Source organism: Leptolyngbya sp. NK1-12 (assembly GCF_032598965.1).
Taxonomy (GTDB): domain Bacteria; phylum Cyanobacteriota; class Cyanobacteriia; order Elainellales; family Elainellaceae; genus Elainella.
Map to the genome: position 1 here is coordinate 4622042 of NZ_CP053586.1, position 14111 is coordinate 4636152.

The window sequence follows — 14111 nt, forward strand, 5'->3', positions numbered from 1 at the left end:
TCAGTTATGACCCAGTTATGACCCACAGTCTGTGGCGAATCAGTTGATGGTGCATCGGTCTATGATGCGTTGATCTGCGGTGCACTGACCTGTGGTAATCGACCTGTGGTGGATTGACTTGTGGTGAACCTGTCTGTGGTAAACCTGTCTGTGGCGAATTGTTGTTGTCTGAAATTGAGTTGTCGCTATGCAACCCCCAATTCCTAGTGGGACTATCCTGCAAAATCGTTACCGTATCCTCAGTATTTTGGGACAGGGTGGTTTTGGTCGAACCTATTTAGCTGAGGACAGCAACCGCTACGACGAACGGTGTGCCATGAAGGAATTTATTCCACCCCAGGGCAGCCAGTACACCCTCAACAAAGCTCGCGAGCTATTTCAGCGAGAGGCTGCCATTCTCTACCAAATTTCCCATCCTCAGATTCCCCAGTTCCGCGCCACCTTTGAGGAGAATCAACGCCTGTTTCTGGTGCAGGACTATGTAGAAGGCAAAACCTATCGAGCGCTGCTCAACGAACGCAAAGTCTACGGCTCCACCTTTTCTGAAGCAGAGGCACTGCAATTGCTCTATCAGCTTTTGCCAGTGCTGGCCCACATTCACACGAAGAATATCATTCACCGGGATATTGCTCCGGACAACATTATTTTGCGCGAGCGCGATAACCTGCCGGTGCTGATTGACTTTGGCGTGGTAAAGGAAATTGTGACGCGGTTCCAGACGCCCGAAACCGATGTCCCCACTACCGTCGGCAAATTGGGCTACGCCCCCAGCGAGCAAATGCAGACCGGACGGGCCTATCCCAACAGCGATCTCTATTCGCTGGCCGTGACTGCCGTGGTGCTAATGACCGGACGCGAGCCGCACGAACTTTACGATGATCGCAATCTGGTCTGGAACTGGCAGCGGTGGGTGCCCCAGGTGCATCCCGGACTGGCCGAAGTCCTGCATCGGATGCTGAGCTATCGGCCGGGCGATCGGTATCAGTCAGTCAGTGAAGTGGCGCAAGCATTACAAGCCCTGGTTACTCCTACGGCCATCCGGCCAGAACAATCAGTGCTGCCCCAGTCACCTGCCCTCAATCCGGTTCCAACTCCTCTGCCCGCACCCCCAGCGAGGCCCACGCCGACGGCTGCCAATGCTAATCTGTCCCAGATGAAAACGATCCCTGTGGGGCGACCGGCTCCGGCCAACTACACCACCAACTACAGCACCCAGGCCAATCCCAAGACGACGCCAGTACGTCCCGCGCCAACGCCCGTGATTCCTACTCACGACACTTCAATCTGGGAGAATCCTTGGGCCATTCTGTCGGTTGGTCTAGGCATTGCAACGGTGACAGGAATTGCTGCTTGGGCAATTGTCAGCGCCATTCTCAACACCACACAGCCAGCCCCCACGGTGACTCCCTCTCCCACACCAATTGTCGAAACGCCGATTTCCACCCCCGCGCCCGACCCATCCCCCACCTTGACGCCCGACCCACAGCCGGTCGAGTATAGCCAACCCCTCAACCTGCAGCCCAATGGAGCCGCAACCACGGTAGAAGGCAATTTGCAGGCCCATGAATCAATTGTCTACACCTTTCCCGCCACTCAAGGGCAAACCCTGACCGCTACGTTAGAAGGCGAAGGGGTGCTGCTGAGTGTCCTAACACCCGATCGCCAACCGGCAGATGACCAAGCTGACCGTGTGCTGTCCTGGAAGGGTCCTCTGAATGCGTCTGGAGAGTTTGCAATTCGCCTCAGACCGGTTAAGGGCATTCCTGCCAGTAACTACCGTCTTAACGCCAGCCTGGAAGAGCCGCAGCAACCGCCACCGGAACCATCGCCAGAACCCAGTTCCAGCCCTAGCCCCTCTCCCGTCCAGCCCGACTTTGATGTTCAGTTTCTAAATCCCGACCCCAATGGGTCTCAAGTCTCAGCTCAAACCAGCGATGTGCGGATTAAGCGCTATCTGGTCAATGTCCAACCCGATCAAGTGCTGAAGGCGGAAATTTTGGCTGGAGCTGTAACGCTGACGATTCGTTATCCTGATGGGCGTCCGGTCGAGAATGCCAGCGGTGTAGTTACCTGGGATGCTCGCATTTTTGAGGGCGGCGATTATCAAATCGATGTAGTAGCTACTCAGCCGACGGATTTTACGATCAGTGTGGCGGTGCAGGGAGTCCCGTCTGCTGATAATTCGGCAAATTAGCCGAATTAATTGATTTAGCTCTACCGTCAGCTACAACAGGTACAGCATTAGTCAACCAGTCAATCAGTCAATCAGTCAAACCGGGGTAGCAGCTTGCGGTAGTGGGGTTCTACCTGCTTGATGGTTTGGAACTGCGGCGGCGCTTTTTGTTGCCAATGGAGTAAATTCTGGTTTAATTGCTGGGCGTCGATCGTGGCAACCTTGCCGTCGATCGCGATTAGCTTGCCGTTGATCCAAACTCGTTCAACCACCTGACTGGGGCGACCCAACACCAAGAGCTGGATCGGATCGGTACAGGGCTGCAACGAGGGGTGAGTCAAGTCATAGAGCACCAGATCGGCGGTTTTGCCGACGCTGAGGGAACCCACCTGATCGGCCAATCCGACACCCCTTGCACCTCCCAAAGCTGCCATTTCAATTGCCTCGTAGGGAGTCAGCCAATGCTGGTAATCTGGATCCGTGACCGCATGCAGAATTGTACCTAGCTTGATGGCCTCTAGGAGGTCTTGAGCGTCGTTGCTGGCGGCCCCGTCGCAACCAAAAGCAAGATTGATGCCAGCGGCTCGGTATTTCAGGACCGGGGCAATGCCGCTGCCTAAGCGTAGGTTGCTGACTGGATTGTGGACCACCGTTGCCCCAGTTGTAGCTAAGAGCTGAATGTCTGCATCGTCTAGCCAGACGGCATGAGCCAAGGACGTGCGATTGTTCAAAAAACCAATCTGCTTCAGATGGGTGACGGCGCTACCGCCATAGCGTTCTTGAGCCAGCAGTTTTTGCGCTCTGGTTTCCAACAGGTGAATATGGCGACAGAGGCCATAGCGCTGGCTTAGCTCGATGCAGCCCTCCAGCAGTTGGTCTGAGCAGCGATGAAATCCGGTGGGGCCAACCGCAATTGAAATGCCGGTTTCGGGCCGGTGGAACTGCTGAATAATCTGCTCCATCATCGCCAGAATTTCTGCCGTCGAGCGGGGGTAGGCAGACTGGGGCAGTGCGTTTCCGCCCGGTAAGCCTGCTACAAACGGCTGATCCTGGATCAGGGGCGCAATCAAGGCGCGGATGCCAACTTCGCGGTAGCCCTTCACCAAGGCCGCTACGGTTTCTAACTCCTGGTTGGGCAGCAGATAGGCGTGATCCATCAGGCAGGTGCCTCCCGACAGCAGAGTATCGACAGCAGTTCTGAGGGCGGCAAGATAAAACTGTTCCAGGTGGGTAGGCGACGAGTCGAACACGTCAGCGAGCCAGAGTTCTAACGGCAGTTGGGGAATTAAGCCCCGTTGCCAAATTTGGGAGGAGTGGGTGTGGGCATTGACAAATCCGGGCAGCAGCAGCTTGTCCTGTCCGTTGACAACAATCCGGTTCTCGGTGGGCTGGGAGTAGGCGGAGCTAATAGCACTGATGCAATCCTGGCTGATCTGCACATCCACAAATTGGTAGGTAGCATCCAACCATACCCGCACATTTTGGATCAAAAAATCCATCGTGTTCTCCTCGATATTCTCCCCGAGCTTCCGTCGAGCTTTTCTTCAAGCTTCTCTTCAGCGATCCCGTCGTCGTTCAACTTCCCCATGCTGCTTCAGTAAAGTCGCGAGTTTATGGCGCATCACAATTCCTGGTTGATCCGAAGCCATATGCTGCTCCGCGTTTATATCTAAGGGCGTATCGTAATCGGTTGATTCTAGCACTAGTTTGTCTTCTAAAGTAACCTGACGATCAAAGGCGATAATGTCGGCAGCTTTAGCATCGGCTTCGGTGTCATTACGAACGCAAAACTGAACGACTTGCGATACGGAATCACTAACCGGCGTTGCCGCTGTGAAAATCAGATGCACCAGACCATTGGGGTAGGTGATTTTCAATGTACGAGCAAACGGCATATACCAAGTCGATTCGATCTGACGCACGGTGGTTTTTTTAGCAATCTGGAGATTTTGCTGCTGTAGCGGCGGATTCACCACTTCCACCTGCGATTGCACCATTAACCCATATTCTAGCGGCGTCAGTTGAGAGGCGGCGGGAATCGGCTGCTGGGTATCGCCAAACGAAGCCGCATGGACAAAGCTAAAGTGAGCGTTATCAAACGAGTTTTCCATTAACCGCAAACCACCACAATGCCACGGCTCATAGAATTGGGGAATCAAGCGGTAATTGGGGGCTTCTGCTTCGGGAATGTAGGGAATCGGCAGTAGGGGCTGTGGATCGAGGCAAACCCAGACGTAGCCATAGCGCTCGCTACAGAGATAGGACTGGATACGATAGCTGGCCGGAATCGCTTGGTCAGGTTGGAGTTGGGGCACACTGACGCAGGTCCCTTGCCGATCAAACGACCAACCGTGATAGGGACACTGCACACAGCCATCGATCACTACCCCAGCAGAAAGCTGAGCCGAACGATGGCAGCACCGATCAGTCGTCGCCGCAGGATTGCCGGTCTCATCGATCCAGATCACGATCTTCTGACCGAGAAGCTGAAAGGAAAAGGGAACGTTGGCAGATAAATTAGCGATAGGCACAACAGGATACCAGAATCGCTTCAGCACAGGCTGTTGGGTAACGAGCATAATCAATCTCCGTGCGAATTCATGGACAAATCAGGCGAGACCAAGCAGCGCTGCTCTACTTCACCATGCGCTTTTAGCAAGGCCGCCAATCGATGCCGCATCAAAATTCCTGGCTTGTCAGCCGCCATATGTTCTTCTTCGCGTAGGCTGAGCGGCGCGTCATAGTCAGTCGTTTCCAGGATCAGTCGATCTTCCTGGGTGACTTGCCGGTCAAAGGCAATGATGTCAGCAGCTTTGGCGTCGGCTTCGGTGTCGTTGCGCAGGCAGAACTGGATAATTTGCGAGGTTTGATCGTTGACTGGAGTAGCAGCTGTAAAAATCAGGTGAATCAAACCGTTTGGATAATGGATCTTCAGCGTGCGGGCAAAGGGCATGTACCAGCGGCGCTCGTTGGTGCGGATCGTTTTTGCAGTTTGGATGCCTAGGTTGCGCTTTTGCAGATCCGGGTTCAGCACCTCAATCCAATGCTTCATCACAAAGCCATATTCGGTTTCCACAATCTCATCGATCGGCGGCGGCACCGGATTGGCCTGATTCCCCCAAGAGGCCGCATGGACAAAATGCCCGTGGGCGCTATCAAACGAGTTTTCCATAATCCGTAAACTGCTGGCCTGCCAAGTTTCATAGAATTGGTGAATTTGGCGAAACTGAGGATCGGTTGCTTCGGGAATTTCTGGAATTTGATTCAGCGGTTCTCCCAAACAAACCCAAACATAGCCGTAGCGTTGTTCACAGCGGTAGCCATCGACGCGGTAGGTTTTGGGAATCGGTTGCTCACTCGTCAGTTGGGGTACATTCACGCAGGTGCCATCACCGTCAAATGACCAGCCGTGATAGGGACAGCGAATGCAGCCATTCACCACTTGTCCCAGCGATAGGCGGGCAGAACGATGACAGCAGCGATCGGCCACCGCAGCCGGATTGCCATTTGTATCGAGCCAAAGTACAATGCGTTGGCCCAACAGTTCAAAAGATTGGGGTGTCCCGTCTGCCAAATGCGCCAGTGGCATGACCGGATACCAAAAGCGCTTGAGTATGGGTTGTTGAGTAACCAGCATAGGAATATTGCAGTAGATAGAGTTGATCAAACTGGGGCATGAAAGCGATTAGGCCAGTATATAGACCGCCGCACATATTTTGGTGAAATCGAACGTTAAGGCATTACCATAGTGGCGCTAGTTTTATAGATGTTGGTTTTTATGAGCAGATCATGTTTGCTGTAAAAGAAAATTACGAACCGGGCCATACCGTAGAGAACAAGCTGGAGAAATTCAGGTCATGCTATTATTGAAGTGCTCGGACTTTGTATACAATATTGCATTCAGTCTTGTATACAACAATAGAAGTGTTGTCAGTCCTGGATTGTAGTTTTGAATACATTTTTTGTCAGAGGTGCTTGACACGAGCAGAGCGGGTCGGTCGAAACAAATATCAAGTGATTAACAAGTGATTAACAAGTGATTAACAAGTGATTAACAAGTGATTAACAAGTGATTAAAAGCAGTAAAGCAAATAACGAATGAATACAGTACAGGATTGCAACTTTAGGTGAGTCATGCCCAACGCCAAGTCCAAATCATCGAGCAGCGTCGATCGGATTTATCACCAGCTTCGTGAAATGGCAATGAACTACAAATTTCGTCCGGGTGAGCCATTAAACGAAACCGAGTTGGCAGCCTCGCTGGGCGTCAGTCGGACTCCCTTACGTGAGGTGCTGAATCGTCTGGCGGCCGAAGGGCTGCTAGAGTTCATTCCGCGCCGTGGGTTTTCAGGCCGTCCCCTAGAGCAGAAAATGATTTTTGATCTCTATGAGATGCGCAGTGGTTTGGAGATGATCAGTGCTCGGCTAGCCACAGAGCGAGCCACCGACGCAGAAGTAGAGGATTTGATCGCCTGGTGGGAAAAAGTGGCCCTCAACTTTGATTGCTCCACTTCGGTTGAATGCGCCCAAGCCGACGAAGACTTTCACCAGCGCCTCGCCTCGCTCTCCCGCAACACCGAAATCCTGCACACTCTAGATAACCTGAATGCGCGGGTTCACTTTCTCCGCCTGATTTCGCTAGAGCAGGAATCGTTTCGCCACAGCACCTGCGAAGAACACCACCGGATTCTCTCGGCCATCAAACAGCGCGATGCCAATGCCGCCGCCAACCTGATGTATGCCCATGTGAAGCTACGCCAAGCTCAATTAGTGGAAGTGATCAAGGAAGCGGTTGCACGGCTATATATGGAATAACCTGCCAAGCTCAGCTCGGTTTTTGAGCCACTAAAACCCCCATCATCCCTCCGGCAATCGGATAGTGGGTTACATTCACAAAGCCGGCTTGACGCGCCAGGTCAACCTGTTCGGTTCCGCTGGGAAAGCGATCGAGGCTGGGGCTAATGTAGATATATTCTTCCTTCAGTCCTAGGGATTCCGCAGCAGGAACCACAATTGTATCCAGGTACCACTGCTGAAAGGCCCACATCGCTGGATTCACAGGACGATGAAAGTCTAAAATCGCTGCCTTGGCTCCTGGTTTTAGCACCCGATGCAGTTCGTTGAGGCTGCGGGGAATATCGAGCACATTCCGCAGACCGTAGCCCATTGTAGCGGCATCAAACTGGTTCGCCCCAAACGGTAAATTCAACGCATCCGCCTCAACCCAGGTGATGGCAAGGGGTTGCACCGACTGCTCGGCTCGCTGTTTGGCAATCGCTAACTGAGCTGCTGAAAAATCAACGCCGTACACCTGACCCGTTATCCCCACCTGCCGCGCCAACAGCCGAGATAGATCGCCACTACCGCAACAGAGATCTAGGCAAACGGCCCCCACCGCCGCACCGCTCCACTTCACGGCCATTTGCTTCCAGATGCGATGCTGCCCTAAACTCAGCCAATCGTTAAGCCGGTCGTAGGCTGGGGCAATCCGGTTAAATAGGGTTTGGATCTCTTGAGCCTGCGGGGTAGAAGGAAGAACTGAGGTCACAAATGCAACTCTGAGCAACGCTACATTCTCATCCTACCTGGCTAATATCAGTTCTAAGTTTTGAGTTTTGAGTTTTGAGTTTTGAGTTTTGAGTTTTGTTGGCGTAGTCTGCCGTCAGCAATAGTCTGCGCAGAGGGCGTAGTTTTGAGTTTTGTAGCCTGATCCAAGAGAAATGTATTACTCAAAACACTGCTTTTCTACAAAACGCTACGTGGGAATCGTTACCTGTCCACGGAACAAGAGGCAAACTCAAACTTAAAACTCAAAACTCAAAACTTCCATCTAAGCTATTGCGGCTAGCCGTCGATTGCAAGTAATCACCATCCCAACTTGCTGAGCCGCCAAATGCAGCAGCGACAGTTCGTCTTCCCATAAAATCTGCGGCTGCTTCCATTGCAGGGATAGCACAGCCAGCCCTTGATTTTGGTACTGCACGGGCACGACTAGATGGGACTGGATACCGGCTTCAGCGTAATAGGGCAAGGCAGACAACTGGGGGTCGGTAGGAATGTTGACGGCAACCTGCATAGTGCCAGAGGCAATAGTTGCTTGCACAAGGGGGTCTTGGCTCAAATCAACGCCAGGAGCACTGGTCGCTTGAGTTACTAAAGATTTGCCGTCCACAAGCTGTAGCACGCAGGTGTCGGCAGAAAAGGTTTGGGCAAAGGCATCGGCAATTGGAATCAAGCAGTCTTCGACGCTAGCCGCCTGTTGGACTGTTTGGGTGATAACGCTGAGCAACGCCATTTGAGCCTGAGCACGCCGTAGCTCATCGGTCCGCTGCTTCAACAACTCATAGGTTTCAGCCGCCCGCTGCACCACCAGCTTCAGTTCATTCGGGTCCCAGGGTTTGGTGATGTATTTGTAGACCTGTCCGGAATTGATCGCCTCGACCAGATCTTCCACGTCGGTAAAGCCAGTTAGGATGATCCGCATTGTGTCGGGATATTGGGGCACCGTTTTGCTTAGGAATTCGGTTCCTTTCATCTCGGGCATGCGTTGGTCGGAAATGATCACAGCGACTTCTCCTTCCGCTGCTAAAATTTCCAGGGCCACGATGCCGCTCTCCGCTCGTAGAACATTGAAATCGCGGCGAAAGGTGCGGTAAAGCAGATCCAGGTTGTCGGGTTCGTCATCTACAACCAGCATCTTGGGTTTTTTAGGTCGTTCTAAGCTCATAAATTGGCGGCTAATCCTATCAAATTCTGTATTGGCGTCACTCATGGAACCACTCTCCTTCAGCAAATCTAGATTCGGTGCAGACCTGCTTGCGTCTCAACCATGTTTTACCGGCACTGTTTTAGCGGCACAATGCTATTCAGCCCTTGATCTTCCCTTTTAGTCTTGACAGTTTTGCTCTAGTTCTAACGTTGCTGCTGAAAAACCGACTGTATGAAACTCTATCAATCTGTGCCAATTTGGGACTGCAATGAACCATTGGTTGAGATTCCCAGCGATTGGTTTGCGCTGGAGTTACCCCATCCCTATGTCAAATTGGGTGCTCCTTATGGAGACAAGTCTCCCTACTTCCTGCGGCAAGGGGTCTTAGAGCGGCTGTTCATGGCTCAAGCCTGGTTACAGCAGCAACGTCCGCAGTGGCGAATTCAAATTTTTGATGCCTACCGTCCGATTGCTGTTCAGCAATTTATGGTTGATTATACGTTTCAGCAGACCCTAGCTGAAGAGAGTCTAGCAGTCGAATCGCTCAGCGAGGAGCAACGGCAGGCGATTTGGCAGAAGGTATATCAGTTTTGGGCAGTTCCCAGCCGCGATCCCCTTACACCTCCTCCTCACAGCACTGGGGCTGCCATTGATGTGACGCTCGTGAACCAGCATGGGCAAGTTGTGGATATGGGATCGCCGATTGATGAGATGTCGCCCCGCTCGTACCCAGACTATTACCAACCCAATCGTCAATCGTCCACAGCGGTTGATCCAGCTCTAACTCAAATCGACCGAGTCCGCTTTCACCAAAACCGGCTGCTGTTGAGGCAGGCTATGATGGCCGGTGGATTTCTGCAACATCCTCAGGAATGGTGGCACTTTTCCTATGGCGATCAACTTTGGGCTTGGCTCACCAGCCAAAACGTGGACCATGCCAAGCCAGTCAGCGATTCAGCTCAGCCTATTGCCTATTACGGAGCGATCTAGCATAGGAACTCAGGGGGATGGGGATGGTGCCGCAGGGCTGACAGAGGGGCTAAGGGTCTCAGCGGCTGGAGAAGGTTGGGCTTCACAGTAGGCATTGACTTCATTTACCAGGGGGCCTTCTTGAGCAGTTGCAGTTTGCAGCGCGTTGAATGCCTGCTGGGCTGCTTGGGCATCTTTGGCTTCGGCAGCAGTCACTAGCTCGCGGGTCGCATTGGTGGTGGCCGTATACATGTCAATGAAGCGGGTTTGGAAGCCCTTAAGCTGCTCATCGGTCAACTGTAACCCTTCCATTTCGGCTTTAGCAGTATTCGCCACATCAGCAATTTTGTTCATCGACTCGATGCTGGTGTCGGGCTGAGAATTTTCAGAGACTGTCTTCACTCCCGATACGGCTTGGTTGGCGATGTCGATCAGCTTACTGCACTGAGCCACTTTATTTTCAGAACAGCTTGCCATTAACAGTCCCAGCAAAATTAAAATCGAACCTTGGTAAATGCGTTTAGCAACAGGCTTCTCAAAACTCGGCATGAATCCTCTCCTAGAACTGACAACCGGCAGGGTCAGGATGTCCATATTAGCAGGGGCACATGATTGGCAACTGCTCTATCGGTTAAAGATTTTAGATCCAAGTTTCGACTTTTCGGGCAGAAATACCAAGGGATTTCACAGTCTTTTCAAGACCGACTTTAATTAATACCGAATTAATCGGTGTTGATCGGTGTTAATCGGTCAAGCTTCGGTTGGGTTCAGCTTCAGCATGGCCCAGGTCGTGTAGGTGCCAATCGGACTCCAGATCAAGAACGGTAGCAGCAACCAAGCTGCCGTACTGGAAACACTGGCAACCCCAATTGTCAAAATCAGGCCAATCACAAAGCCGACTGCGCCAACGATTGTGCCCAACTTGAGACTCTGCCCGATCAGCATCGTGGGGTTATAGGCCAGAATCGCCAACTCTAGCAGCAGGTAGCCTGCCATTAGCGCCCAGGTTCTGGAACTGCCGGGGTCTTGCTCCCACACCAACACAGCAGACCAAACGCCGCAGGCGAAGACAAAAATCCAGATAAACGGAATTAGCGGCTCAAATGTTAACCATTGCGGTCGGCGTAAGCGCCTAAACCACTGCACGCCTTTGGGACGCACAATACTGCCACCGATAATTGCCAGCAGTAGAGCAATGCCGCCGATTACCATCCAGGATTTGATCATGCCAGCCCTCTTTAATTGGTGCTATCAAGTATTTTTGCTGCGATTTGCGGAATTTGATCCCCATCGTCATTTGAGCATTAGCGTCTCAGAATGCAACCGGTTTGTAATCACTCTTGAGAATCATCCCCCGATTTTTCTGGACGTAGGACAGTATGGTACTTTACCTGGCTGGTTTCAGCCGGTACGATGCTGGCATTGCTGTTGAATTGTATGAGGAAAAGCCAATGGGATTGGGTGTTTTAGCAGACGGCAAATGGGTGTCTGAGCGCCAGCAAGAAGATGAAAAGGGACGGTTCGTCCGGCCTTCAACCACCTTCCGAAATTGGATCACGGTGGATGGTTCGAGCGGCTTTCCTGCTGAGGCTAACCGTTACCATCTCTATGTGTCGTTGGCCTGTCCCTGGGCACACCGCACCTTGATTATGCGCCAGCTTAAAGGTCTAACAGACGCGATCTCAGTTTCTGTCGTGGATCCGGTGATGGGAGAGCATGGCTGGGAGTTTTCCGAGGGTCCGGGCTGCATTCCCGATTCTGTGAATCACGCCCAGTATCTCTGGCAGCTCTATGTCAAAGTCGATCGCCACTACAGCGGGCGGGTGACGGTGCCGATTCTCTGGGACAAGCAAACTCAAACAATCGTCAACAACGAGTCGCGTGAGATTATCCGCATGTTGGATACCGAGTTTGGCAATATTGCTCAGTCCGACCGCGATCTTTACCCAATGCCGCTCCAGGATACGATCGAGCAAACCATTGATGCCATCTACCAACCGATCAACAACGGGGTTTATCGAGCTGGGTTTGCCACGAAACAAGCGGCTTATGAGGAAGCCGTCACCGAATTATTTGACGCCCTCGACCACTGGGAACAGGTGCTAGGTCAGCAGCGCTATCTCTGTGGTAACCAGCTCACTGAAGCGGATATTTGTCTGTTTACTACGCTGTTGCGGTTCGACCCCGTCTACTACGTTCACTTCAAGTGCAATCTGCGCCGGATTGTGGACTACCCAAATCTCTGGGGCTATTTGCGTGACATCTACCAGCTTCCGGGCGTGAAGGCAACCTGCAATCTCGAGCACATCAAGCGCCACTATTACATCAGCCATCCCAAGGTGAATCCATCGCGGCTGGTGCCCAAGGGACCGATTCTCGATTTCGAGACTTCCCACGGGCGAGAGCGCTTTAGTTCAGGCATTTAAAGCAATCATTTGGAGTGCTTGAATCTTCGGTGAAGCACATTGCACGGTCCTCTGACTGAGTCCATGATCTAAGTAGGTTAGGTTGTCTTGCCTTTAGGGAACTATAGGGGATTCAGTGTTTCTAGTTCGAGATTCAAGTTCGTCTCGCGAGGAGCGAATCAGGCAATTTCTAGAAGAAGATCCGGCTCTGGCAGCCCTCCTTGCCGTTATTCACTTTGAATGGACTGTGCGGCGCGCCATCATTGCACTGGGTACTTCTCCCAATGTGGTGATACGAGGGACTATGGAGAAATGCCACGGACTCAGTAGATATAAACAAGTCTGGCAGGAAGAAGTTTTTCCGAATGTGCAACTTCGTCTCCCAGAAGTGGTGAGAAATTGGGATGGACTTAATCGAGCCTTCCGATTACGCCACAGGCTCGTTCACGGGGTTACTTCTTGCGATCCAGAATACGCCAAAGCGCGAGTTCACTGGGCAATCGATGCCACGAATGACCTGAGAGTGTTCTGTGACAATAACGGCATCGATCTAGATTCGCGTTTGCCGATCCGTAGAGCTGCCAAATCTTAGGGAAATTAGCCTTTTTACTTTTTACTTTTTACTTCCGAAAGCACGGGCTGATAGCGAATGTTCGCCTGCTGGAGTCGCTGTAGGGCCTGCTGAAGTCGGTCGCAGTCTGCGATTAAGCTAATCCGCACATAGCCTTCACCACCCTGACCAAAGGCATTGCCGGGAGTGACAACCACACCCGTCTGCTGAAGCACTGTTAGGGCAAAGTCGGTCGAACTCGTACCGGGTGGGCAGGGCATCCAGAGGTACATAGTCGCTTTGGTTTTGGGTACATCCCAACCCAGCTCGGCCAAACCTTGAATCAGAAAGTCTCGCCGAGTGCGGTAGCGAGCCTGAACTTCGTGCAGGTAGACATCCGGCAGGTTGAGGGCGGTTTCCGCCGCAGTCTGAAGGGCTGCAAAAATACCGTAATCGAGATTGGTTTTGAGGGTGCGCAACCCTTGAATGATATGGCGATTGCCGACCACAAAGCCAACCCGCCAGCCCGCCATGTTGTAGGTTTTAGACAGGGTGTGGAACTCGACTCCAATTTCCTTTGCGCCCGGAATTTCTAGCAGGCTTGTGGGCTGATAGCCATCAAAGGCCAGTTCGGCATAGCACAGGTCATGCACCAGCATAATTTCGTACTTGCGAGCAAAGGCCACCGCTTCTTCAAAGAACTCACGGGGAGCTGTAGCGGCGGTTGGATTGCTGGGGTAGTTGAAGTAGAGGATTTTGGCTTGCTGGGCTACGGCGTCAGGAATGGCGCTGAAGTCGATTAACCAATCATTTTCGGGTTTGAGGATGAGCTGATGAATTTTGCCGCCCGCAATCAAGGGGCCGCGAAAATGGGCCGGATAGGCTGGGCTGGGCACTAACACCAGATCGCCTGGATTGACATAGGCAATCGCTAAGTGGGCCAACCCTTCTTTGGAACCGAGCAGCGGCAGGGCTTCGCCGTCGGGGTCCAGATTGACGCTATAGCGCCGAAAGTACCAGTCCGTGATGGCTTTACGGAAACTAGCGGTGCCTTCAAAGGGCGGGTAGCCATGATTCGCCGGGTCTTGGAGAGCAGCCATCGCGGCTTCTACAACCGGCTGCGGCGTCGGACCATCTGGATTTCCCATGCCGAGATCGATCAGGTCTAATCCTTGTTCGCGGGCGCGGGCCTTCAGCTCATCGAGGCGGGCAAACACATAGGGAGGCAGAGCACTGAGGCGATCGGCAGGGGTAATCCAGGGTAGGTTCATGCTGGGTAAGGGGAGAGGTGAAAGAGTGAAAGGA

The 14111-nt window shown here is 52.5% G+C and carries 13 protein-coding genes; 5 read left to right on the plus strand and 8 right to left on the minus strand.

Annotated elements, in window-relative coordinates; translation table 11 throughout:
• The first annotated feature begins 187 nt into the window (after nt 1-187).
• Entirely contained in the window at nt 188-2194 is a 2007-nt protein-coding gene (locus HJG54_RS19825; protein WP_316430879.1) for a protein kinase domain-containing protein, read from the plus strand.
• A 71-nt stretch (nt 2195-2265) separates the two neighbouring features.
• Here HJG54_RS19825 and HJG54_RS19830 read toward each other — a convergent pair whose 3' ends face one another.
• Genes HJG54_RS19830 through HJG54_RS19840 form a run of 3 tightly spaced genes read right to left on the minus strand, consistent with a single transcriptional unit; the run spans nt 2266 to nt 5810 of the window.
• Nucleotides 2266-3672 (minus strand): amidohydrolase, encoded by a 1407-nt coding sequence (locus tag HJG54_RS19830; protein WP_316430880.1) that lies wholly within the window; start codon nt 3670-3672, stop codon nt 2266-2268.
• Nucleotides 3673-3729: 57 nt separating this feature from the next.
• Nucleotides 3730-4752, minus strand: coding sequence for a Rieske 2Fe-2S domain-containing protein (locus HJG54_RS19835; protein WP_316430881.1), 1023 nt, complete (start codon nt 4750-4752; stop codon nt 3730-3732).
• Nucleotides 4753-4754: 2 nt separating this feature from the next.
• Nucleotides 4755-5810, minus strand: coding sequence for an aromatic ring-hydroxylating dioxygenase subunit alpha (locus HJG54_RS19840; RefSeq protein ID WP_316430882.1), 1056 nt, complete (start codon nt 5808-5810; stop codon nt 4755-4757).
• A 497-nt stretch (nt 5811-6307) separates the two neighbouring features.
• On the opposite strand from HJG54_RS19840, the gene HJG54_RS19845 reads away from it, so the two are divergent.
• The gene (locus HJG54_RS19845) at nt 6308-6988 is read left to right on the plus strand and encodes a GntR family transcriptional regulator (RefSeq protein WP_316430883.1); all 681 of its coding nucleotides are present in this window, start codon (nt 6308-6310) and stop codon (nt 6986-6988) included.
• 10 nt (nt 6989-6998) lie between these two features.
• Here the strand turns inward: HJG54_RS19845 and ubiE are convergent, their stop codons facing one another.
• Together ubiE and HJG54_RS19855 are read right to left on the minus strand one after the other, a co-directional pair.
• Nucleotides 6999-7721, minus strand: a complete 723-nt coding sequence (ubiE, locus tag HJG54_RS19850; RefSeq protein ID WP_316430884.1) for a bifunctional demethylmenaquinone methyltransferase/2-methoxy-6-polyprenyl-1,4-benzoquinol methylase UbiE — start codon at nt 7719-7721, stop codon at nt 6999-7001.
• Nucleotides 7722-8003: 282 nt separating this feature from the next.
• Nucleotides 8004-8945, minus strand: a complete 942-nt coding sequence (locus tag HJG54_RS19855; protein ID WP_316430885.1) for a response regulator — start codon at nt 8943-8945, stop codon at nt 8004-8006.
• Between the two features lie 168 nt (nt 8946-9113).
• Here HJG54_RS19855 and HJG54_RS19860 point away from each other — a divergent pair, with 168 nt between their 5' ends.
• A complete protein-coding gene (locus HJG54_RS19860) occupies nt 9114-9872 on the plus strand; it encodes a M15 family metallopeptidase (RefSeq protein ID WP_316430886.1) in 759 nt (252 codons plus the stop codon).
• A gap of 9 nt (nt 9873-9881) precedes the next feature.
• Here the strand turns inward: HJG54_RS19860 and HJG54_RS19865 are convergent, their stop codons facing one another.
• Together HJG54_RS19865 and HJG54_RS19870 are read right to left on the minus strand one after the other, a co-directional pair.
• Nucleotides 9882-10400, minus strand: coding sequence for a hypothetical protein (locus tag HJG54_RS19865; protein WP_316430887.1), 519 nt, complete (start codon nt 10398-10400; stop codon nt 9882-9884).
• Nucleotides 10401-10601: 201 nt separating this feature from the next.
• Nucleotides 10602-11078 carry a TspO/MBR family protein gene (locus HJG54_RS19870; RefSeq protein ID WP_316430888.1) on the minus strand — a complete coding sequence of 159 codons (477 nt, stop codon included), beginning with the start codon at nt 11076-11078 and terminating at the stop codon, nt 10602-10604.
• Nucleotides 11079-11230: 152 nt separating this feature from the next.
• Between HJG54_RS19870 and HJG54_RS19875 the strand changes: the two genes are divergently transcribed.
• Together HJG54_RS19875 and HJG54_RS19880 are read left to right on the plus strand one after the other, a co-directional pair.
• Entirely contained in the window at nt 11231-12277 is a 1047-nt protein-coding gene (locus HJG54_RS19875; RefSeq protein ID WP_316430889.1) for a glutathione S-transferase family protein, read from the plus strand.
• A 115-nt stretch (nt 12278-12392) separates the two neighbouring features.
• Entirely contained in the window at nt 12393-12848 is a 456-nt protein-coding gene (locus tag HJG54_RS19880) for a hypothetical protein (protein ID WP_316430890.1), read from the plus strand.
• 14 nt (nt 12849-12862) lie between these two features.
• On the opposite strand, the gene HJG54_RS19885 is transcribed toward HJG54_RS19880, so the two are convergent.
• Nucleotides 12863-14077 carry an aspartate aminotransferase gene (locus HJG54_RS19885; RefSeq protein WP_316430891.1) on the minus strand — a complete coding sequence of 405 codons (1215 nt, stop codon included), beginning with the start codon at nt 14075-14077 and terminating at the stop codon, nt 12863-12865.
• Nucleotides 14078-14111: the final 34 nt, after the last annotated feature.

Bases quoted from the DNA above. Each gene is read 5' to 3' on its own strand.
- HJG54_RS19855 (WP_316430885.1), bottom strand. From the start codon at position 8,945: ATGAGTGACGCCAATACAGAATTTGATAGGATTAGCCGCCAATTTATG.
- HJG54_RS19835 (WP_316430881.1), bottom strand. From the start codon at position 4,752: ATGCTCGTTACCCAACAGCCTGTGCTGAAGCGATTCTGGTATCCTGTT.
- HJG54_RS19870 (WP_316430888.1), bottom strand. From the start codon at position 11,078: ATGATCAAATCCTGGATGGTAATCGGCGGCATTGCTCTACTGCTGGCA.
- HJG54_RS19885 (WP_316430891.1), bottom strand. From the start codon at position 14,077: ATGAACCTACCCTGGATTACCCCTGCCGATCGCCTCAGTGCTCTGCCT.
- HJG54_RS19875 (WP_316430889.1), top strand. From the start codon at position 11,231: ATGGTACTTTACCTGGCTGGTTTCAGCCGGTACGATGCTGGCATTGCT.
- HJG54_RS19860 (WP_316430886.1), top strand. From the start codon at position 9,114: ATGAAACTCTATCAATCTGTGCCAATTTGGGACTGCAATGAACCATTG.
- HJG54_RS19865 (WP_316430887.1), bottom strand. From the start codon at position 10,400: ATGCCGAGTTTTGAGAAGCCTGTTGCTAAACGCATTTACCAAGGTTCG.
- HJG54_RS19840 (WP_316430882.1), bottom strand. From the start codon at position 5,810: ATGCTGGTTACTCAACAACCCATACTCAAGCGCTTTTGGTATCCGGTC.
- HJG54_RS19845 (WP_316430883.1), top strand. From the start codon at position 6,308: ATGCCCAACGCCAAGTCCAAATCATCGAGCAGCGTCGATCGGATTTAT.
- HJG54_RS19830 (WP_316430880.1), bottom strand. From the start codon at position 3,672: ATGGATTTTTTGATCCAAAATGTGCGGGTATGGTTGGATGCTACCTAC.
- HJG54_RS19825 (WP_316430879.1), top strand. From the start codon at position 188: ATGCAACCCCCAATTCCTAGTGGGACTATCCTGCAAAATCGTTACCGT.